This is a genomic window from Caenimonas sp. SL110 (genome assembly GCF_001044395.1).
Classification (GTDB): Bacteria; Pseudomonadota; Gammaproteobacteria; order Burkholderiales; family Burkholderiaceae_C; genus Ramlibacter.
In genome coordinates, this window is the sequence record NZ_JANU01000004.1 from 1 (window position 1) to 20034 (window position 20034).

Below are 20034 nucleotides of genomic sequence, written 5' to 3' on the forward strand. Positions count from 1 at the left end.
ACGACGGCTACCGGCACGGCGATCACCGCCTACAGCCAGGGCACCGTGGTCGGTGGCTGGAAGTGCGGCCCAGGCGCTACCAACGGCATCACCGCCAAGTACCTGCCGGGTTCTTGCCGCGGCTAAGCCAAACACTGGCAACTGTGTATGAAACGAGCGGCTTCGGCCGCTCGTTTTATTTTGGAGGCATGCTTGGCATGATGCCTTCCTCCCTGATGCTTGCTCAATGACAGCCGACGCCAACGCCGCCCCGGAACTCACCATCCTGATGCCGTGCCTGAACGAGGCGCGAACGGTCGTCCAGTGCATTCATGCGGCGCGCAGCTTTTTTGACAGCCGCGCGATCTCGGGCGAAGTTCTGGTCGCTGACAACGGCTCCAGCGATGGTTCGCGCGACCTTGCAATCGCAGCTGGCGCACGCGTCGTCGAAGTGCCGCAGCGCGGCTACGGCGCGGCGCTGATGGCTGGTATCGCCGCTGCACGCGGTCGCTATATCGTCATGGGCGATGCCGACTCCAGCTACGACTTTTCGAGCCTTGACGGATTCCTGGAGCGCCTTCGCGCCGGAGCACAGCTCGTCATGGGCAATCGCTTCCGAGGCGGCATCGAGCCTGGCGCCATGCCGTTGCTGCACCGCTACCTCGGCAACCCTGTCTTGAGCTTCATCGGACGCCTGTTTTTCCGGGTGCCTATCGGCGACTTTCATTGCGGCCTTCGCGGCTTCTCGCGCGAAGCCATCCAGTCGCTCGGACTGGTGACGCCCGGCATGGAGTTCGCCAGCGAGATGGTGGCGAAGTCGGCGATGGCGGGGCTCAGGATCGAAGAAGTGCCCACCGTGCTGCGCCCGGACGGACGCGGTCGTCCTTCTCACTTGCGCACCTGGCGCGATGGCTGGCGGCACCTTCGGTTTTTGCTTTTGTTCTGCCCGCGCTGGCTCTTTTTCTATCCGGGCTTGCTGCTTTTGGGTGTCGGACTGGCGGGCTTCCTGGTGCTGGGCCGAGGGCCGCTGAACTTTGTGGCGATCGGCTTTGACGTGCACTCGCTGCTGTACATGGGCGGCGCGACGATTCTGGGCATGCAGCTCATACAGTTGGCACTTCTCACCAAGTGGATGGGGGTGCTCGCCGGGCTGGTACCCACGCCGCGCTGGCTGGACCGGTCCCAATCGTTACTCAGTGTCGAAGCCGGCCTGATCGCTGGGGCCGTGATGCTGTTGGGCGGCCTGGCCTGGTCGGCGGGACTGGTGCTGGACTGGCGCGACTCCGGATTCGGGGCGCTGGATCCGCGAGAAATGATGCGCTCGGCAATCCCGGCCGTGACCCTGATGGTGGTGGGCATGCAGGCCGCTGCAGGCGCCTTGTTTGCAGGTGCGTTGCTGTCGTGCTGGCGCTCCGGTACACGCGCGCCATGATGCGCAACAGGCTCGCGGCCATCCGGTTCGGCGGGCCCGCGGAGATGGCGGTCATGGTCCTGCTGGCATGGCTCGCACTGGTCTCGATCCCGATCTGGTTCGCCCCCATGGGGCTGTCGTGGGACGCGCTGAACCACCACATCTACCTGGGCTGGATGGCGCAGCACTCGCGCCTTGACCAGGACTTTCTTGCGGCCGGCTACCAGACCCTGACCTATCCCTACCTGTATTGGCCTGTCTACAAACTGGCAGCTTCTGGCGCAGGGCCGCAACTGGCAGGCGCGGTGCTGGCCAGCCTTCATGTCATCACTGTGCCGGCGGTCTGGCTGATCGCACGCGCCTGCATGCCGGGCACTTCGGCGTTCGATGCCGCCATGCGTGCGATGGCCGTGCTGCTCGCCTTCCTGAGCGGCGTGATGCTGTCGCAACTGGATTCGAGCTCCAACGATCTGCTGGCCGCATCGCCCCTGGTGTGGGCTGTCGCTCTGTCCCTGGAGGCTTTGCGCCCGGAGCGCGTCGGTGCGAGGCGATCGCTGCTTCTGTTGTCGGGCCTGCTGGCCGGCGTGTCAGTGGCTTTCAAGCTGAGCAACGGACCGATCGCGATGCTCATGCCGCTGCTGTGGATCTTCGCCGGCGGCGGCATCCGCGAGCGACTGACCAACACGGCACTGGCCTGCCTGTGCACGCTGGCAGGATGCCTGATGGCGTACGGCCATTGGGGCTGGCAGCTCTGGACGCGCTATGGCAACCCGATTTATCCGTTCTACGACGCAGCCTTCACACCGCTGCGAGCCATGCAGGGGTGGACACCGTGAACCGCTTCGTGCCCGACACGCTGCGCGATGCGATCTGGCGGCCGATCTCCATGGCCGTGCCCGATGCGGGCCTGTACATCGAAATCCTCGCGCCTGACCTGCGGTTTGCCATCCTGATCGTGCTGATGGTGGTGACCGCCGTCATCGCCATCCGGCGGCGGCCCGCGCCCGGCTTTTCGCCGACGTGGCTGCTGATCGCATTCGCCTGGCTGGCCTTCATCCCCTGGCTCGCCACTACCGGGAACGGGCGCTATTTCATTGCGGTGCTGCTGCTGGCAGGGCCGCTGTGCATGGCCCTCATCCACCGGTTGCCGATGACTGCGGGATTTCGCATTTGCGCCGCATTGATCGTGATCGCCGCGCAAGTCATGGTGATCGCGCAAAGCAATCCCTGGGGGCGCTGGCCGCTCGCCTTCTGGTCGACGCCGTACTTCGACCTGCCGCTGGGCGAAGACGAGCGCAGCAAGCCGGCAGCCTACATCACCATCACCAGCATCTCCTACTCGCTGATTGCGCCCCTGTTCGCGCCCGGCTCACGCTGGATGAACATCGCGAGTCTCACCGGCGAGCCCGAGATCAATATCGACGACCGCCGTGCCCAGGCGTTCCTGCAACGCGTCCAGCGCGACGCGCTGCCCCTGAAAGTGGTCGCGCCCACCGTGCCGATGTTCAGGCAGGCCGATGGCCAGCCCACCGACGCCATGCGCAATGAGATCAACCGCCTGATCGGCCGCCACGGCATGCGGCTGGTTGCCGGCCAGCGCTGCAAGGTGGTCCTGTCGCGCACGATGGCGGCGATGGCCACGAGCAAGTACGACGAGATCGCTGCGTCCGAACTCGCCAAGTACGGCATGTGGATCTGCGACCTGGAGTATCCCGTGGAGCGCCCGCCTCGCACATCCACACAGCCTGAAAACGAACTCGCTGCGCGCGTGTTCAGCAAGCTCGAGGCTGCGTGCCCGCGCATCTTTCCGCCGGGCCAGGGCGTCAGTTCCCGAGTCGGCGATGGCGTCGCGCGCGGCTACGGAAGCTCGGACACCAAGGCCTATGTGCTCGACGACGGCACCGTGGTCTACAAATATTGGCGAGCGCTCAATCCGGCCCGTGTGGGCACGGTTGATGAAGTGCTGGCACCCGGATTCAGGATGGACTGCAACGCGATACGCGGCCGGTCGGGGCTGCCCTGGGAGAAAGAGATTTGACCTGGTGGGTTGACGTCAGCTACACCCGCACGCAAGCGGGCTCGGACATCGGCATCACGCGCACGGTGCGCCGCCTGCTGGGCGAGCTGCGCACGGCAGGGCGCGACTGCGAAGCCGTGGCGTTTCACGCATCGGGCTTCAGGCGGGTGGATTTCGACACCGCACCGCAACGTTCAAGTGCCGCCGCAACACCAGCAGGCGCCACTGCCGCACAGCCCAGGGGTCGCCTGTTCCGGCTCATCACCGGTACTGTTGCGCGGCGGCTGGTGCCGATCGCCCTGCGCATTGCACCGTGGAGCTTGTTGCGCACCCTTTGGCAACGGTCCAGCACCCTGGCCTTCAACGACCTGACGCGTCACCACGAGCCTGCGCGCTTCAGCGCGGGTGACGTCCTGCTGATGGCAGATGCGTCGTGGAACTACGCAGCCTGGGTGGCCGCGCGCCGCGCGCAGGCCAAAGGTGTGCGAGTCGTGTTGCTGGTGTACGACCTCATGCCCCTGCGGCACCCCGAGTTCTGCTTTCCGCTGGTGCCGCGCCTGTATGGCACATGGCTTGCCGAAATGCTGCTGTGCTGCGATGCGGTCGTGTGCATCTCGCGTGCGACCGAAGACGACCTGCGCCGATGGGTTCATGAAGTCGACTTGCCGATCGCCATTGCGCCGACGGGACATTTCCGGCTCGGCAGCGATCCGTCATCGACAGTTGCGACAGGCGCAATCCGCCCGTCAATCCTGTCGGTGCTCGATGGGCCTGACGCATGCTTCGCATCGGTGGGCTCGTTCGAGCCCAAGAAAAACTACGGCCTGCTGCTGAAAGCATTCGAGGAGCTGTGGTCACAAGGCTCGCAGCTCGGTCTCATCATCGCCGGGCGCCCCACCACCGACAGCGCCGATCTCATCGAAGCGATGCGGGTCCATCCACAGCAAGGGCGGCTGCTGCTCACGGTGCACGACGCCACCGATAGCGAGATCCTGGCGCTTTACGAAAACTGCCGTGCGCTGGTCTTGCCGTCACTCTTCGAGGGCTTCGGCCTTGCGCTGGTCGAGGCGCGCACGCGCGGCTGCCCGGTGATTGCAAGCAACCTGCCGGTCTTTGCTGAACTGGCCGATGGGGGCGTCACCACCTTTGATCGCACATCAGCGGGCGCGCTCGCGCGCGTGCTGGTCGACCACGCGATCAACGACAGGCGCGCAGTCGTTGCGCCCATGCACCCTTTCACCTGGGCTGACAGCGCGCGCCAGTGCGCCGCGCAGATCGAAAAGCTGCTGGCTGCGGCGCCTGAGAACTAGGCGCACCGCACGGTCAGGGCCGGCGACGCCGCACCATGGTGATGAACTGGCCGACGAAGGCCTTGCCATTGAGCACCGCCAGGCCCAGTGCCAACCTCAGTCGAGCCATCGTCGGGTAGCTGCGCGCCAGGTCCCACGCAATGCCCGTCAATTCGTGGAAGGGCATGAGCCAGGTGCGCCAGCCACTGCGAAAGATGGCGAAGATGTCGTGGGTTGCGCTGACCCCGCGCGAGCCCAGCACCACCCATCCTTCTTGCGTTCGATTCATCTTGCCGCGCGCTGCCAGGTACAGAACGACGGCCCAGTCGGCACCCAGGAAAAACCGCGAGAGATGCCGGCACTCACGCACCGCCTCGCGCCGCATCAGCGAGAAGAATCGGCCGTTGGCATGGAACGCCTCGAACATGCCGATCAGGCGCTCGGGCGCGTCACCGGTCAGGCTGCGGTCGCCCATGTTCCGCTCGTGGAAGTCGCCGTGGTCGAAGCGAACCGGCGATGTCGAGGCGACGAAATCCGGATGCGCCTGCAGGAAGGCCAGGTTGACTTCGAGAAAGTCCGGCGATCGCAGGTCGTCGCTCGCAGCCCACATGAAGAACTCGCCTTGCGCGTGATCCAGCACATATTGAAAATTGCGATTCGCGCCGATGTTTTCCGGCTGGCGGATATGGCGGATGCGTGCGTCGCGCGCGGCGTAGTCTTGCAGCACTTGCGATGTGCCATCGGTGGACGCGTTGTCGGAGATCAGCAGTTCGAAATCACGGTGTGTCTGCGCGAGCAGGCTGTCGAGCACGCGGCTGATGTCGCCGATGGCGTTGTAGACCGGCATGCCGATCGTCACCAGAGGTGCGGTCATGGCGTCACCTTGCCGGACCCTGCCGGTCGCAAGCGTGCAAGCACCCGCTGGCGTAGCAGCGGCGCCGCACTGACCGACGCCAGCAGCGACAGCAATCCCGTCACCACGAGCCACACCAATTCCACGATAGCTGATGGCCCGCTCGGCTTGATCGCGTACATGAGCACAGTGACGAGTGCGCCCGCCACTGCAGGCAATGCCACATCCGCGAAGTACCAGGCGGCCTTCTCGCCTCGCAACACCCGGCGGTGCATCAGCGCGACGCCAACGGTTAGGTAGCCCGCGTTGAGTGCGACCCACACCCACGCCGCGCCGAGTGCGCCGTAGCGCGGTGTCACCCACAGCAACGCGGGCACGAGCACCAGTGCGGCCACTGCATTGACCCGCGCCGCCAGGCTGGACCAGCCATGCGCGAGTTGCAGCATGTAGGGCATGTTCATGAAGCCGTTGAGCGCGGTTCCGATGGCCAGTGCGCACAACAGCGGCGCTGCCCGTTCGGCCAGTGCCGCATCGCCAGTCCACAGACGCAGCACGGAAGCCGGAAACACGATCAGCAGCATGGCGGCCGGCACCATCAGGGCGCAGACGATCTGCGCGCCCTCGTGATACGCGCGAACAAGCCCCGGCTCATCGCCCGAGGTGAGCAGGGCGGTGAGGCGCGGGTAGTAGGCCTGCGTTACCGGCGTCACCAGTTGCAGCAGCGCAGTTGCGACCACGCCCGCCAGCGCATACACGCCGAACGATTCGAGACTGAGCAGCTTCGACAGCAGGATCTTGTCGACCTGCGTCAACAACAGCGCCAGCGCAGTGGACGCGACCAGGCCCGCTGCAAAACGCCACAGGCCGCGCAATGATTCAAGAGAGAACGTTGCACGCTTCACGGCCCGGGGCAACAGCCGGTACAGCGCGACCGCAAACACCATGATGGCAAGCAATGAAACCGCGCCTTGCCACAAGAAAAACGCGCGGATGCTCCCGTCGACCCACAGCAAGACACCCAGCGCGCCGGCCCAGCGAAGTGTCACCAGCACCGAGTTCGCGATCGCCAGCCATACCTGCCGCTGCAGTCCCAGAATTGCGCCGTGATAGAGGCTCTCGACCAGCCGCGCCGCGACCACGAAACCCATCACCGCGATCGCTTCGGTCACGACCTCCGGCGCGAGCGCCTGCGCGCGCAACCACCCTGTTGCGAGCCAGCCCGACGCCTGCATCACGCCCAGCGCGACGAGGCCCGCAACCACCAGTGCCACGTACTCCACACTGCGCAGCAGATTGCGAATCGACTGCGCATCGTGCGCGCCTGCGCTGAACCTGGCCATCTCGCGGTTCAGAACGAAGGACATGCCCATATCCAGCAGCAGCAGCCAGGCTTGCAGCAGCGCGAAAAATCCGATGAGGCCGTAAGCCTCCATGCCGAGCAGCTGGATGTAGGCCGGTATGAATGCGAGCCCCATGAGGGCCGTCCAGGCCTGGGCAATGTAGTTGGCGACGAGATTGCGCTGGACGGACAAATGCAGGGCCTCGCGCGCGGCTGCGCGCCGCTAGTCGCCGATGACGGCGTAGGAGATGCGGGGCTCGAAATCGAATCGGCGCACGCGCAGCGTGTTGAGGTTCAGGCTTTCCATCACGGCGATGGTCTCGCCCGGAAACGCCTCTTCGTTGAGCTCGTCGAACACCAGCACCGAACCCTTGGGCATGCGCGGCAGGAATTGTTCCAGCGCCACCTTGGTTGGCTCGTAGATGTCGAAATCCAGGTAGAGGCAACTCACCACGAAATGCGGATGGTCGCGCAGGAACTGCGCCGAGGTCTGCGCGAAGTCGCCCTTGACGATCTGCACCTTGGGAAAGTGATTCAGCGGGCGGCTGATGTTGTACAGCTCGATGGCGCGCTGTATGTCTTCATACGCGCCTTCGGCCGCGAAGCCGCTTTGCTTGAGGTGCGCCGACTTGCGATCGGGCAGGCCGCGCAGGTCTTCTTCGGCGATGCTCGGGAAGCCGGTGAAGCTGTCGAAGCCGACGATGCGCCGCTGGAAGTTGTATGGCTCCAGGATGGTGCTCAGCTTGGCAAAACTCATGAGGCCGCCGCCGAACAGCACGCCGCATTCGACGATGGAGCCCTGCACGTCCTTGATTAGCTTGAAGATCTCATAGCGCGCGAGAAAGCGCGCCAGGTTCTGGCGCGGCACGTACTTGGCGAAGTTCTCCAGCTTCTCGGTGGCCGAACCGGCCCCTTCGTTGAAGTAGGACTCCAGGGCCTGGCGTGATGCGTAGTCCCACTGCGCCTGTGTGCGCGGGTCGTGCATCGTCGGGGAAATCTCACCGGTGCTGGCGTTGCTCTTGATGGTGTCGTTCATGCGGCCACGCCTTGCAGGTTGTCCTGTGGAATCGGCTGGAAGTCGCGCGCTCGCAGGAAGTCGCCCAGCGTCGTGCCGGTCGCCTTGTTGTCGATGTTGGGTGCGCCCTTGCCGCTGCGCAGATCCGACAAGCTCACGGTGCGAAAGTCGATGCTGAATCGCGTGACGCCGGACTCGTTGGGTGCCGTCGAGTGAAGCTGCGCGGCGGAAAACAACAGCATGTCGCCACGCGTGCCTGCAATGCGCACCTCGCTGTCAAGATCGACCGGCTCCTGCGGCAGCGGGTGCTTGCGGGTATCGACCTTGCCCTGCTCGGTTGCCAGCTGCCTGCCGACCTGGCACCACTCGGCGTAGTCGAACTGCGACGAGCTGTTGGCAATTGGCCTGGCCCAATAACCGGGCAGCATCGACATGGCTCTTTGAGGCGTGACGTCCAGCACCGGCATCCACCAGTTCACCTGCGCCGTCGGGCTCGAATACCAGATGTCGCGGTGCGCCTTGTAGGCGTAACTCACGCCCGACGACAGGTAGCCGCCGTGCGGCACGACGCGCAGGCGCGGCACGTCGAAGTAGGTGTCGTCCAGATCGCAGCCGAAAGAAACGAGGACGTCGCGCACCAGTGTCTTGGTGACGGCGTCATTGGTGAACCTCGACTTGAGCGGACCGACGCGCTTGATGAATTCCTCGACGCTCAGCTCGAACTGGGCACGTTCGGGCTCAGGGCCGAGTGCCTCCTGTGCCATGCGGTGTGCGTGCGCAGCCAGGGCCAGCGTCGATTCGCGGCGGCTGTACACCAGCAGGTCGCCGCCAAAGAGCTGATCGCGCGCTGCGTCCCAGGACAGGTCGTGGTTGAAGCCTATGTTCGCCATGCGACGGATGTTAAGCGATCCGCTCCAGATAGCCATCGGGTGCGACTGTCACAAGAAGTTGGTCCTGCACGCGGGTATCGATGCGCAGTTTCAGGGGCGCGCCGTCGGCCGCAAGGCGACCGGGCGACTGGAGGCGGCGCAGGTATTCGTGCACTGCGGTCTTGGGATTGTTGCCCTGGTCCCAGGGGCGCTCGGGGTACGAGCCTTGCGGCAGGTCTTCCACCACCGTATCGAAGACGCAGCAGTAGCTGCCGGGAGACGTCAGGGGTGCGTAGGCTTCGAGCTCGGCCAGCACATGGTCATGCGTGTGGTTCGAATCGAGGAACACCATCACCTTCGCGTAACCCTTCGCTGCAGCGGCCACCTGCCCAATGATCTCCGGCGCGATGGAAGAGCCTTCGATCATGTCGATGCGATGCGACAGGGGGTGCCGCTCGATGGCTTGCCGGTTGTGGGCGCGGATGTCGATGTCCAGGCCCAGCACCCGGCGGCGCGTCGCGCGCGGATCGAGCACACGGCCTTCGGTCACGGCCTCGCAGTAGTCGATCATGGCCAGCATCGACGCACTCAGGATCAGCGATCCGCCGTGGGCGATGCCCGCTTCGATGATCAGGTCGGGCTGCACCTTCCAGATCAGCTCCTGCATCGCGACCATGTCCTGCGGATACTGGATGACCGGGCGCGATAGCCAGTGAAAGTTGTACGAGTAGCCCGCTGCGATCGACGCTTCCATGAAAGCGCGGCCTGCTGCGCGCAGGGGGGCGTTGCTTGCATTGGCGGCGATACGCGCGCTCACTTCGTCTTCGAAACTCATGGCATCAAACCCTTGCGTAGTGGAACCGCGAGCGCGACTGCGCCACGATCTCGTCGAAATAATTGGGATTCATCACGAACACCAGCGCACCCGGCTCCAGCGACTGCATCGCCGTTTCGGGCGAGATGATGGGGATGCCGGTCACCGCCACGTAGCGGCCCTGCTTGGCGGTGTTGATGTCGATGACGGCGTCGAGCAACTGGCCTTGCCGTGCGAGGTAGCTGCAAAAGATCACGCCCTTGGATGAGCCGCCCCAAGCCGCGCGCGAACCTGTGTGTGCGCCAGCCCGCTCGCGGCATGCGGTCACGCCATCGAGGAAGTCGATGGGCATCTCGAACGGAACCACCGCGTCAGGTGGCGGCGCGCGCAAGGTCGAGAGGTCGGCAACGACATAGATGTATTGCCCACCAAAGAGCCGGCCGCTTTCAAGCACGGTGGAAAACATCGCCTGCAGGTCGCGCAGCCGGAAGTAGTTGACGTGCTCGTAGAAGATGTCGAACCAGGCCCGGTTGTCTGCGATCCAGTCCAGGCACGGCACCTCGATGTAGATCAGGCCCTTGCCGCCGTTGGCCCTTGCGATCGACGCCAGAAAATCAAGTGGATTGCGGATGTGCTCCAGCACATGGCGCAGCACGATGCCTTCGCCTGCGAGGCCCAGGCTCGCATCGAAAGCCGCTTTCACCACATGCGCGCTGGCGCCTTCATACGCAGGATCGACGCCCACCGCGTTCCAGCCCTTGGCGCGCATGCAGTCGAGAAAGTAGCCCTTGCCGCATCCGACTTCGAGCACGCTCGCAGCGCCCATGTGCGGCGACAGCAGCGCCATCACTTCATCGAGGTGGCGCTGGAAGGTAGGTGAGTTCGCCTGCTCGTTCTGGTAATCCTCGTCGTAGGTGAGCAGCGCGGGATCGAACGCCTCGTTGAACACCAATCCCGTCGCTTCGTCCTGCACGAGGCGCACGTCCCCGACGGTGCAGGCGATCGCCTGTTCGCGCGTGGCGTACACCCGGTTTTGCAGCGCGGGCAGACCGTGGGCTTCAAACAGGAGGCGGCTCATGATGCGCTCGCATTCAGCGACGAAAGGCGTGTGGCATCGCCCCAGAATGCCATCGCTTCGTAGGGCGGGTAGGGCAGCACGCCCAGGTTCATGCGCAGCGACGAGCCGCTCTCGCGGATGCGCTGCTCGACCAGGCTGCGCACCGAAACCGGACGCCCGCTGCAGATGTTGGTCACGCCGGTCATCCCGGGATGTTCGAGCAAGGTCGCGAGTGCGCGCGCGACCTCTTGCACCGGCAGGTAGTCACGCAACTGTTCGCCCCCCGACATGTCCAGCGACTCGCGCCCATCGGCGATGGCCTGGTCGACCAGTGCAAGCAGGCTGCGAGGGTTCTGGCCGGGGCCGAACATGTAGAACAGGCGTGCCCATTGCAAGGTGAAGTCATGCTCCTTGCGAAAGGCTTCAAGGTATTTGCGAAGGCCGTCCTTGGCAGCGGCATAAGGGAGCGTTGGCTGCGGCTCCATCGTCTCGGACAGGCAGCCCTCGTGCACGCCGTACTCAAGGCAGGTTCCGGTGACCATGACCTGTCCAAGCCCGCGCTCCACAAGGTCGCGAATGAACCTGCAATGCGCGGGCAGGGTGCGCTCCACATGACTCGCGAGCTTGTACTGGGGCAGATCGGGCCAGGCCAGATGCGCGAGTGCGTCATGGTCCGCAAGTTCGGCGTGGCGGTCCCCCGACTCGATGTCACCGACGACCCACTGCACGCGCCGATCGCTCGTCCTGCCGCGATCGTTGCGCTTGAGTGCTGTGACTGTGTGCCCGCGCGCGAGCAACTCGGCCAGCAGATGCCGCCCGACGAATCCGGTTGCGCCGGTCATGAGGATCTTCAAGGCACATCCCTCATCACAGCGCCCGCATCACAGTTCCCTCATTTCGGGAATCGCTGCGAAGAAGCGGCCGCCCCAGGCGCGCACGGATGACAGTTGTGTGGTCACTTCTGCGGCAATGTTCCACGGCAATATCAGCACGATGTCGGGCTTCTCGCTATCGAGCATCGAGGGTGCAACGATCGGTATATGCGCGCCCGGCGTGAACTTGCCCTGTTTGGAGGGCGCTGCATCGCAGATGAAGCTGACCAGGTCTTTCTTCACGCCTGCATAGTTGAGGAGCGTGTTGCCCTTGGCGGCAGCCCCGTAGGCCGCGACGCGTTTGCCCTGGCGCTTGTGCTCGATCAGGAAAACAAGCAGTGCGTCCTTGACCGCATCGGCCCGCGCCTGGAAAGCGCTGTAGGTGGCGAGATCGCGCAGGCCGCTTTGCGCTTCAGCTTCGAGCACGGATAGCACAGCGGCAGATTGCGAGCGTGCGTCATCCTCATGGCAGCCGTAGATGCGCAGGCTGCCGCCATGCGTGGGCAGCTCCTGAACATCGAACACACGCAGGCCCGCAGCCGCAAAGATCGAACAGGTCGTGTGCAGCGACAGATACGAGAAGTGCTCGTGATAGACCGTGTCGAACTGCGTTTGCTCGACAAGGCGCATGAGATGCGGAAACTCCAGCGTGATCGTGCCGCCGGGCTTGAGCACCCGCTTCATGCCGGCGGTGAAATCGTTGATGTCCGGCACATGCGCAAAGACGTTGTTGCCGATGACCAGGTCGGCTGCCCGGCCCTGTTCAACCAGCGTGGATGCGAGGGCGGCGCCGAAGAATTCGCGCAGCACCGGCACACCGATAGCTTCGGCAGCATTCGCCGTGCTGTCGGTCGGCTCAATGCCCAGGCACGGGATGCCAGCGGCCACGAAGTTCTTCAGCAGGTAGCCGTCATTGGCTGCGATCTCGATGACATGGCTGTGCGCGCCGAGCGCAAGCCGTTTCGTGATCATCTGCGAGTACGCAGCTGCATGCTCGACCCAGCTGCGCGAGGTCGATGAGAAGTAGGCGTAGTCGCTGTCGAACAGTTCTCCGGCATCCGCGTAATCGTCGGTCTGCACCAGCCAGCAGTGGGCGCAGACAAAAAGGCGCAGCGGGAAGTGCCGCTCGGGCTGGTTGAGCTTGTCGGCGGTCAGGTAAGCGTTCGACGGGGGCGCGAAGCCCAGGTCGAGGAACACATGCTCCAGGGCGTGTGCGCAGTGGCGGCAGTTCATGAAGGCAGTCCCTTGAAGTCCGCTGCCAGGGGTGCGAGGCGCGCGTCCCGATCCGACAGGCTACTCACTGCGAGCGGCCATGCGATTGCCAGCGATGGGTCCCGGCAGTCGACGCCGTCTTCGGCGGCGGGCGCATACGCTGCGGTGTGCAGGTACAGCAACTCACTGCCAGCATCCAGGACCTGGAAGCCGTGCGCGCAACCTTCGGGGATCACGAGCATCCGGTTGTTGGCGGCCGACAGTTCTTCTGCGTGCCATTTGCCGAATGTGGGCGAGCCTTCGCGAAGGTCGACCGCAACATCCCATACGCGCCCTTTCAGGCAGCGCACCAGCTTCATCTCGGCGTGCGGCGCCCGCTGGTAATGCAGCCCGCGCACGCAGCCGCGTTCGGCGGTGGCGGAGTGGTTGATCTGCATGATGCGCCGATGGCCGAGCACGGTCTTGAGTTCGTCGTCGCAAAAGAGCCGGGCAAAGCTGCCGCGTGCGTCGGTGCGTCGCTGCGTGTCCACGACGATCACGCCTTCGATACCGGTCGCCGTCATGTTCATTGCGCCCATGCGAGTCCCCTGGCGCGCGCTGCATCCGCGTACGCGCCCAGTTGCTCGTGGCTGACCACGCGCTGCTCGTTCATGAAGGTTCGATACCAGGACGAGGTCGCTTCAAGTGCCTCATCAAGCCCCCAGGCGGGAGACCACCCGAGTTGGTCGTGCGCCTTGGCGCTATCGAGCTGCAACAAGGCGGCTTCGTGCGGATGCGACTGTGCACTCAGCTTCCAGTCGAGTTCGGGCCAGTGGGGTTTGAGCTTGCCGAGCACGGCTTCCACGCTGCAGATGTCGGAGGGCGCGGGGCCGAAGTTCCATGCACTCGCGACGTTCGCGTGGCCTTCCAGCAGCCGCTGCCCGACCAGCAGGTAACCCGAAAGCGAATCGAGCACGTGTTGCCACGGACGCGTCGCACGCGGCGCGCGGATTTCAAGCGGCACGCCGTCACCGATTGCGCGCACCAGGTCGGGCAGCAGCCGGTCCAGTGACCAGTCCCCGCCGCCGACCACGTTGCCAGCCCTTGCGGTCGCGAGCAATGGAGCTCCCGCCTCATGAAAGTACGAGCGCCGGTAACTCGCGGCCACCAGTTCCGCGCCCGCCTTCGAGGCGCTGTACGGGTCGTGGCCGCCCAGGGCGTCGGTCTCCCGATACGGCTCGTGCGTCTCGCGGTTCTCATAGCACTTGTCGGAGGTGACGGCAACGATCGCGCGCACGCTTTTGACGTGTCGACAGGCTTCCAGCACATGCGCCGTGCCCATGACGTTGCTGGCCCAGGTGCCCAGTGCGTCCTGGTAGGACGGCCTCACCAGCGACTGCGCCGCCAGGTGAAAGATGATGTCCGGCTGCAGTTCGTTCACAGTGCGCAGCACCAGGTCCGCATCGCGGATATCCCCGCGCCGGTCTTCCATGCCCTGCCCCAGCAAGTCCCAATGGCTGGGTGTGCTCGATGGCGCGAGGGCCAGGCCGCTCACTTGCGCGCCGAGGCTGCCCAGCCAGAGTGACAGCCAGCTTCCCTTGAAACCCGTGTGCCCGGTGACCAGAACGCGCTTGCCGTGGTAACAGCCGCCAAACATCTCAGGACCACACCTTCCACGGTGGGTTGCCTTGCCACAGTTCTTCGAGCTGGTTCTTGTCGCGCAGCGTGTCCATCGCCTGCCAGAAGCCGCCGTGCCGGAAGGCGCGCAGCTGGTCCTGCTGGGCCAGCGCCTGCAGCGGCTCGCTCTCCCAGCTGGTCTGGTCGCCCCCGATGTGGTCGAAGACGCCGGGCTCCAGCACGAAGAAGCCGCCATTGATCCACGAGCCGTCGCCTGCGGGCTTTTCCTGGAACTGGCGCACGGCGTCACCTTCCATTCCGAGCGCGCCATAGCGGCCGGGTGGCTGTATCGCTGTGACCGTGGCCATCCGCCCATGGCTGCGATGGAAATCGATGGTCGCCCGCACATCCAGATCAGCCACGCCATCGCCGTAAGTGAAGCAGAACGTCTCGTTGCCCAGGTAGCGCCGCACCCGCGCCAGCCGGCCGCCCGTGAGCGTGTCCACGCCGGTATCGACCAGCGTGACCCGCCAGGGCTCGGCATGGCGCACATGCACTTCCATCTGGTTCTGGCTCATGTCGAAGGTCACGTCCGATGTGTGCAGGAAGTAATTGGCGAAGTACTCCTTGATCGCATAGCCGCGGTAGCCCAGGCAGATGACGAAGTCGTTGATCCCGTGGTGGGAATAGATCTTCATGATGTGCCACAGGATCGGCTTGCCGCCGATCTCGATCATGGGCTTGGGCTTGAGGTGCGACTCTTCACTGATGCGGGTGCCGAGGCCGCCGGCGAGGATGACGGCCTTCATGCCGGCCTCCGGGCGGGCGCGTCGTCACGTTTGCGTGTCGGATGCGTGATCATTGGGCGTGCGGTGAAAAGCTGCGCCGATTATGGACCGGCCCCGCATTGCCGCAAGCCAGCAGAGGTGGCAGTTATTATTGCCCCGACCACCAACCCGCACGCCCCTGAGACTCACCGAGTGACCGCGCTACTTGTTACCGGCCTGACAGGCTTTGTCGGCTCCCATCTGTCGCAACAGGCGCAGGCGGCGGACCTGTGCCTGGACGGCAAGCCGGTTGACCTGCGCGATCCTGCTGCCGTGCTGGCATCGGTGCGCAGCCTGCAACCGAAGGCCGTCGTGCACCTGGCCGCGCAAAGCTCGGTTGCGCAGTCGCTTGACGATGCGGATGAGACGTACCGGGTCAACTTCACCGGCACGCTCAACCTGTTGCGCGCGCTGCGCGATGCGGGCTTTCGCGGACGCATGCTGTTTGTCGGGTCAGGCGACGTGTACGGCAGCGTCCGGCAAGAGTTGCTCCCGGTCACCGAAGACGTTCCGCTGCGCCCGCGCAATCCCTATGGCGTGAGCAAGGTGGCTGCCGAAGCGCTTTGTTACCAATGGAGCCAGTCAGGCCCGTTCGAGATCGTCATGGCGCGGCCCTTCAATCACATCGGCCCCGGCCAGAGCAAGCAGTTCGCCATCGCAGACTTTGCCAGTCAGGTCGCCGCGTACCGCCGCAGCCAGGGCGCAGGGGGCGCCGCGCAACTGCGGGTGGGCGACATCACCGCGACCCGCGATTTCACCGACGTTCGCGACATCGTGCGCGCCTATCTGGCGCTGCTGGAATCAGGCGTCAATGGCGAGGCCTACAACGTCTGCTCCGGCGTGGAGCGCAGCCTGGGCGACATCATCGAAGCCCTGTTCGATGCGGGCGGCGTGCGCATGGACATAGCGATCGACCCTCAACGCCTGCGGCCCTCCGAACAGCGGCGCATGCTCGGAAGCTTCGCCAAACTGCGTGCGCATACCGGCTGGGAGCCACGCATCGCACTGCCCCAGACATTACGCGACATCCTTGCACACTGCGACGAAAAGGCCACAAGCTCATGACCAAGACTGCGCTCATCACCGGCATCACCGGGCAGGACGGTGCGTACCTCGCGCAGCTTCTGCTGGGCAAGGGCTACAGCGTGCATGGCGTCGTCGCCCGGCGCGCGACCGACACGCTATGGCGACTGCGCGAACTGGGCGTGCTCGATGGCGTTCGCCTGTGGGACGGCGATGTTTCCGATCTGTCGTCGGTGATCCGCATCGTGCAGGGGTCGGCCGCTGATGAAATCTACAACCTTGCGGCGCAAAGCTTCGTCGGCACCTCGTGGTCACAGCCGCTGCTCACCGGCCAGGTCACCGGGCTGGGCGCGGTCAACGTGCTGGAAGCCATCCGCATCGTCAACCCCAAGGCGCGTTTCTACCAGGCCAGCACCAGCGAGATGTACGGCCTGATCCGCGAGCCGATGCAAAGCGAGACCACGCCTTTCTATCCGCGCAGCCCCTATGGCTGCGCCAAGCTCTACGCGCACTGGATGACGGTGAATCACCGCGAGAGTTTTGGCCTGCACGCATCGAGCGGCATCCTGTTCAACCACGAGTCTCCCTTGCGCGGCATCGAGTTCGTCACGCGCAAGGTGACCGACGCTGCCGCACGCATCAAGCAGGGCCGGCAAAAGGGCTTGAAGCTGGGCAACATCGACGCCAAGCGCGACTGGGGCTTTGCCGGCGACTACGTCGAGGCGATGTGGCTCATGCTGCAGCAGGCGCAGGGCGATGACTTCGTGGTGGCGACCGGCCGCACGGCCACGGTGCGCGAGATGTGCCGCATCGCGTTCTCGCACCTGGGCATGAACTACGAAGACCACGTCGAGATCGACCCGCAGTTCTTCAGGCCTGCCGAGGTTGAAGTGCTGCTCGGCAACCCGGCCAAGGCAATCGAAAAGCTCGGCTGGCGCGCGACGACCACGCTGGAAGAACTCATCGCGATGATGGTCGATGCCGACATGAGGCGGGTCGGGCGTGAGTGATGAGGTGCCGCGTGCAACTGAAACGGCGCCTCGCGCCGTGGCCTGTGTGCACGAGTGGCTCACCGAGTGGGGCGGCTCCGAAGACTGCTTTCGACTGATCCTGCAGGCCTACCCGCAGGCGCGGGCCTACGCAACGATCGACTATCTCTCCCGCGCCGACCGCGAGCGCATGGGTTCGCGCGAGATCAAGACGACATTTCTGCAGCGCGCCCCGGGCGTGCGGACGAAGTTCTGGAACTACCTGCCTGTCACTGCGCTTGCCGTCGAAACACATGATCTGAGCGACGCGCAGATGATCATCTCCAGCTCGCACGCGTTCGCCAAAGGCGTGTTGACGCGGGCTGACCAGTTCCATGCGAGCTATGTGTACTCGCCGATGCGCTACGCGTGGGACCTGCATCACCAATACCTGCGCGACTACAAGCTCGACAAGGGCGTGAAGTCCCTGATGGCGCGCTACATGTTCCACCGGTTGCGCCGCTGGGACCGGCAGACATCGAACAACGTCGATCTGTTCATGGCGATTTCGAAGCACGTGCAGGCGCGCATCTGGCGCTGCTACCGGCGACCGGCGCGGGTGGTGTATCCGCCGGTGCGCACGCATCTCTACCAGGTCGAGACGCAAAAGCAGGATCACTACGTGACGGTTTCGCGCCTGGTTTCGTACAAGCGCATCGACATGATCGTGGAGGCATTTCGCGCCATGCCGTCGCGCAAGCTCATCGTGATCGGCGACGGCCCCGACATGCCGTCGCTGCGCGCGAAGTGTCCGCCCAACGTGACGCTGCTCGGCAGGCAAGATGATGAATCGGTGCACCAGCATCTGCGTGCTGCGCGGGCCTTCATCTTTGCGGCGCACGAGGACTTCGGCATTTCGCCGGTCGAGGCGCAGGCCTGCGGCACGCCGGTGATCGCCTACGGTGCCGGAGGTTCGCTGGAGACAGTTCGAGGGCAGGGCGACGGCATCCACGCGCCGACCGGCCTGTTCTTTCGCGAGCAGACGGCGGCCAGTCTTGTCCGTGCGGTGGAAGATTTCGAAGCGGCCGGTGCGGTGTTCGACCCGCATGCCTGCCGCGAGTGGGCCGAGCAGTTCAGCGAAGCGCAATTCACCCGCCGCTTCGCCCTGTGTGTCGAGCAAGGCTGGGACCTGTGGCAACGCAACCCGCGCGATGTGGACAGCATCGCCTTGCAGCCATGACCCTCGCTCCCGGGATGCGGATGGGTCCGATCGCACTCTTTCTTCTGCTGGTCATCCCATGGCTTTCGTCGCGCGCGGGCGGCCCGTCCACGTCTGTCGAGCCATGGCTTCTGAGTGCGATTTGCGGCGCAGCGGCCTATGGCATATCGCGATCGCGTTCGCCCGGATGGGGCGTAGTCGGTGCACTTGTGGCATTCGCGCTGTGGGCGATTTTGCGCAGCGGCGTCAATGCCGACACGGTCGCGCTCGCAGCCGCCTGCCTGCTGGTCTTCATGGCTGCGAGCATCGCGAGCGCGGGCTCGGACGACGACTCATTCTTGCGCGCCGTGGCGTGGGCCTGGCTTGCAGCAGCGGGCTTGAGCACCGCGATTGCGCTGGTCCAGTACTTCGGCTATTCGGATCGCTTCGCTCCGTTCTTCAGCGGCACGACCGCAGGCGAGGCCTACGGCAACCTGCGCCAGCGAAACCAGTTCGCATCGCTCACGGTGATCGGCATGGCGACGCTGTTCTGGCTGCGCCCGCGTCACCTCACGCGCTGGCAGGCATTTGCGGTCATCGCGTGGCTTGCAGTCGGTAACGCTGCCACCACCTCGCGCACCGGCATCGCAGAAATGATCGGCCTGGCCGTGCTGGCTTGCATCTGGCCCGGCGAACGCAAGGCGCGCGTGCAGCTGTGGTTGGTGGCGTTTGCCGCCTATGCGATCGCCGCGTTTGCATTGCCCTGGCTATTGGATGCGGCCAGCGGCTCGCCGGGCAACCGGTTGTGGGAGCGGGTTGCGTCGGTGGATTCGTGCAGCAGCCGCGCGGTGCTGTGGTCGAACGTGCTGCACCTCATCTCGCAAAAGCCGTGGACCGGCTGGGGCTGGGGCGAGCTGGACTATGCGCACTACATGACGCTCTACGACGGCGCGCGTTTTTGCGACATCCTGGACAACGCGCACAGCCTGCCGCTGCACCTGGCCGTGGAGCTCGGCGTGCCTGCGGCGGTGCTGGCCTGCCTGGCAATCATCTGGGCGGTGTTGCGCGCGCAGCCCTGGAAGGAAGCCGATGGTGCAAGGCAGATGGCCTGGGCCGTGCTCGCCGTGCTCGGGCTTCACAGCCTGCTGGAATACCCGCTCTGGTATGGACCGTTCCAGATTGCAGGCGGCCTTGCGTTGGGGGTGTTGATGGCACCGCGCAGGTTGCAGGATTGGGGTGACGCCCAAGGCGAAGCACAGCGCGGCCAGTCGCTGCCTGACTCACCCGCATTTGCGCCCGCATTCGCACCCGTATTGGCGATCGTGGCGATTGCGGGTTGCCTGTACGCAGCCTGGGACTACCGCCGCGTGAGCCAGGTGTACACGGCGCCGGAGGCGCGCGACAGCTACCTTCGCGACGACCCGCTGCCGCTGGTGCGCAACTCCTGGCTGTTTCGCAGCCAGGTGCGATTCGCGGAACTGACGCTCACGCCACTCACCCTGGGCAACAAGGAATGGACGTACGAGACGGCGCAGACTGCGCTGCACTATTCGCCCGAGCCGCGCGTGATCGAGAAGCTGATCGAAAGCGGAACACTGATGGGGCGCAACGACGAGATGGTCTTGCACCTGGCCCGGCTTCGCGCTGCGTTTCCGGATGCGTATGAGGCCTGGGTGAAGGCGAAGAAGTAGCCAC

At 64.9% G+C, this 20034-nt stretch carries 19 protein-coding genes; 8 read left to right on the top strand and 11 right to left on the bottom strand.

All coding sequences use genetic code 11. The features are described from left to right. Positions 1 to 226: 226 nt before the first annotated feature. The 4 genes from AQ12_RS02425 to AQ12_RS21905 are packed head-to-tail and all read left to right on the top strand — an operon-like array spanning position 227 to position 4717. The gene (locus tag AQ12_RS02425) at positions 227 to 1411 is read left to right on the top strand and encodes a glycosyltransferase family 2 protein (RefSeq protein ID WP_048438278.1); all 1185 of its coding nucleotides are present in this window, start codon (positions 227 to 229) and stop codon (positions 1409 to 1411) included. Continuing rightward, positions 1408 to 2226 carry a hypothetical protein gene (locus AQ12_RS02430; protein WP_193387949.1) on the top strand — a complete coding sequence of 273 codons (819 nt, stop codon included), beginning with the start codon at positions 1408 to 1410 and terminating at the stop codon, positions 2224 to 2226. The genes AQ12_RS02425 and AQ12_RS02430 overlap by 4 nt, the downstream gene beginning before the upstream one ends. Continuing rightward, positions 2223 to 3428 (top strand): DUF2029 domain-containing protein, encoded by a 1206-nt coding sequence (locus AQ12_RS02435; RefSeq protein WP_152682644.1) that lies wholly within the window; start codon positions 2223 to 2225, stop codon positions 3426 to 3428. The genes AQ12_RS02430 and AQ12_RS02435 overlap by 4 nt, the downstream gene beginning before the upstream one ends. Next, positions 3425 to 4717, top strand: a complete 1293-nt coding sequence (locus tag AQ12_RS21905; protein ID WP_053076527.1) for a glycosyltransferase family 1 protein — start codon at positions 3425 to 3427, stop codon at positions 4715 to 4717. The genes AQ12_RS02435 and AQ12_RS21905 overlap by 4 nt, the downstream gene beginning before the upstream one ends. 13 nt (positions 4718 to 4730) lie before the next feature. Here AQ12_RS21905 and AQ12_RS02445 read toward each other — a convergent pair whose 3' ends face one another. Genes AQ12_RS02445 through rfbF form a run of 11 tightly spaced genes read right to left on the bottom strand, consistent with a single transcriptional unit; the run spans position 4731 to position 15132 of the window. Then, positions 4731 to 5570, bottom strand: coding sequence for a glycosyltransferase family 2 protein (locus AQ12_RS02445; protein WP_053076528.1), 840 nt, complete (start codon positions 5568 to 5570; stop codon positions 4731 to 4733). Beyond that, the gene (locus tag AQ12_RS02450; RefSeq protein WP_202967487.1) at positions 5567 to 7081 is read right to left on the bottom strand and encodes an oligosaccharide flippase family protein; all 1515 of its coding nucleotides are present in this window, start codon (positions 7079 to 7081) and stop codon (positions 5567 to 5569) included. Before AQ12_RS02450 ends, AQ12_RS02445 begins: the two co-directional genes overlap by 4 nt. A 30-nt stretch (positions 7082 to 7111) precedes the next feature. Beyond that, positions 7112 to 7924, bottom strand: coding sequence for a TylF/MycF/NovP-related O-methyltransferase (locus tag AQ12_RS02455; RefSeq protein ID WP_048438282.1), 813 nt, complete (start codon positions 7922 to 7924; stop codon positions 7112 to 7114). After that, positions 7921 to 8793 carry a hypothetical protein gene (locus tag AQ12_RS02460; protein ID WP_048438283.1) on the bottom strand — a complete coding sequence of 291 codons (873 nt, stop codon included), beginning with the start codon at positions 8791 to 8793 and terminating at the stop codon, positions 7921 to 7923. The genes AQ12_RS02455 and AQ12_RS02460 overlap by 4 nt, the downstream gene beginning before the upstream one ends. Positions 8794 to 8803: 10 nt before the next feature. Further along, positions 8804 to 9607 carry a cephalosporin hydroxylase family protein gene (locus tag AQ12_RS02465; protein WP_048438284.1) on the bottom strand — a complete coding sequence of 268 codons (804 nt, stop codon included), beginning with the start codon at positions 9605 to 9607 and terminating at the stop codon, positions 8804 to 8806. Positions 9608 to 9611: 4 nt separating this feature from the next. After that, complete coding sequence (locus tag AQ12_RS02470) at positions 9612 to 10664, bottom strand: class I SAM-dependent methyltransferase (protein ID WP_048438285.1); 1053 nt, start codon at positions 10662 to 10664, stop codon at positions 9612 to 9614. Continuing rightward, a complete protein-coding gene (locus tag AQ12_RS02475) occupies positions 10661 to 11497 on the bottom strand; it encodes an NAD(P)-dependent oxidoreductase (RefSeq protein ID WP_048438286.1) in 837 nt (278 codons plus the stop codon). The genes AQ12_RS02470 and AQ12_RS02475 overlap by 4 nt, the downstream gene beginning before the upstream one ends. A 27-nt stretch (positions 11498 to 11524) precedes the next feature. Beyond that, entirely contained in the window at positions 11525 to 12748 is a 1224-nt protein-coding gene (locus AQ12_RS02480) for a class I SAM-dependent methyltransferase (RefSeq protein WP_048438287.1), read from the bottom strand. After that, positions 12745 to 13305 (bottom strand): dTDP-4-dehydrorhamnose 3,5-epimerase, encoded by a 561-nt coding sequence (rfbC, locus tag AQ12_RS02485; protein ID WP_369798949.1) that lies wholly within the window; start codon positions 13303 to 13305, stop codon positions 12745 to 12747. The genes AQ12_RS02480 and rfbC overlap by 4 nt, the downstream gene beginning before the upstream one ends. Further along, complete coding sequence (rfbG, locus tag AQ12_RS02490; RefSeq protein ID WP_048438288.1) at positions 13293 to 14363, bottom strand: CDP-glucose 4,6-dehydratase; 1071 nt, start codon at positions 14361 to 14363, stop codon at positions 13293 to 13295. The genes rfbC and rfbG overlap by 13 nt, the downstream gene beginning before the upstream one ends. Before the next feature lies 1 nt (position 14364). Next, the gene (rfbF, locus tag AQ12_RS02495; RefSeq protein ID WP_048438289.1) at positions 14365 to 15132 is read right to left on the bottom strand and encodes a glucose-1-phosphate cytidylyltransferase; all 768 of its coding nucleotides are present in this window, start codon (positions 15130 to 15132) and stop codon (positions 14365 to 14367) included. A 171-nt stretch (positions 15133 to 15303) separates the two neighbouring features. On the opposite strand from rfbF, the gene AQ12_RS02500 reads away from it, so the two are divergent. The 4 genes from AQ12_RS02500 to AQ12_RS02515 are packed head-to-tail and all read left to right on the top strand — an operon-like array spanning position 15304 to position 20030. After that, entirely contained in the window at positions 15304 to 16215 is a 912-nt protein-coding gene (locus AQ12_RS02500) for a GDP-mannose 4,6-dehydratase (RefSeq protein ID WP_048438290.1), read from the top strand. Next, positions 16212 to 17183: a GDP-mannose 4,6-dehydratase gene (locus AQ12_RS02505; protein ID WP_048438291.1), complete on the top strand. Its 972-nt coding sequence runs from the start codon at positions 16212 to 16214 to the stop codon at positions 17181 to 17183. Before AQ12_RS02500 ends, AQ12_RS02505 begins: the two co-directional genes overlap by 4 nt. Then, complete coding sequence (locus AQ12_RS02510) at positions 17176 to 18381, top strand: glycosyltransferase (protein WP_152682645.1); 1206 nt, start codon at positions 17176 to 17178, stop codon at positions 18379 to 18381. Before AQ12_RS02505 ends, AQ12_RS02510 begins: the two co-directional genes overlap by 8 nt. After that, positions 18378 to 20030 (top strand): Wzy polymerase domain-containing protein, encoded by a 1653-nt coding sequence (locus AQ12_RS02515; protein WP_082151374.1) that lies wholly within the window; start codon positions 18378 to 18380, stop codon positions 20028 to 20030. Before AQ12_RS02510 ends, AQ12_RS02515 begins: the two co-directional genes overlap by 4 nt. The last annotated feature ends 4 nt before the right edge of the window (positions 20031 to 20034 follow it).

What these genes read in the sequence shown, in the direction of transcription:
- AQ12_RS02425 (WP_048438278.1), top strand. Translation starts at nt 227, where the DNA reads ATGACAGCCGACGCCAACGCCGCCCCGGAACTCACCATCCTGATGCCG.
- AQ12_RS02430 (WP_193387949.1), top strand. Translation starts at nt 1,408, where the DNA reads ATGATGCGCAACAGGCTCGCGGCCATCCGGTTCGGCGGGCCCGCGGAG.
- AQ12_RS02445 (WP_053076528.1), bottom strand. Translation starts at nt 5,570, where the DNA reads ATGACCGCACCTCTGGTGACGATCGGCATGCCGGTCTACAACGCCATC.
- AQ12_RS02455 (WP_048438282.1), bottom strand. Translation starts at nt 7,924, where the DNA reads ATGAACGACACCATCAAGAGCAACGCCAGCACCGGTGAGATTTCCCCG.
- AQ12_RS02460 (WP_048438283.1), bottom strand. Translation starts at nt 8,793, where the DNA reads ATGGCGAACATAGGCTTCAACCACGACCTGTCCTGGGACGCAGCGCGC.
- AQ12_RS02465 (WP_048438284.1), bottom strand. Translation starts at nt 9,607, where the DNA reads ATGAGTTTCGAAGACGAAGTGAGCGCGCGTATCGCCGCCAATGCAAGC.
- AQ12_RS02470 (WP_048438285.1), bottom strand. Translation starts at nt 10,664, where the DNA reads ATGAGCCGCCTCCTGTTTGAAGCCCACGGTCTGCCCGCGCTGCAAAAC.
- AQ12_RS02480 (WP_048438287.1), bottom strand. Translation starts at nt 12,748, where the DNA reads ATGAACTGCCGCCACTGCGCACACGCCCTGGAGCATGTGTTCCTCGAC.
- rfbC (WP_369798949.1), bottom strand. Translation starts at nt 13,305, where the DNA reads ATGGGCGCAATGAACATGACGGCGACCGGTATCGAAGGCGTGATCGTC.
- rfbG (WP_048438288.1), bottom strand. Translation starts at nt 14,363, where the DNA reads ATGTTTGGCGGCTGTTACCACGGCAAGCGCGTTCTGGTCACCGGGCAC.
- rfbF (WP_048438289.1), bottom strand. Translation starts at nt 15,132, where the DNA reads ATGAAGGCCGTCATCCTCGCCGGCGGCCTCGGCACCCGCATCAGTGAA.
- AQ12_RS02505 (WP_048438291.1), top strand. Translation starts at nt 16,212, where the DNA reads ATGACCAAGACTGCGCTCATCACCGGCATCACCGGGCAGGACGGTGCG.
- AQ12_RS02515 (WP_082151374.1), top strand. Translation starts at nt 18,378, where the DNA reads ATGACCCTCGCTCCCGGGATGCGGATGGGTCCGATCGCACTCTTTCTT.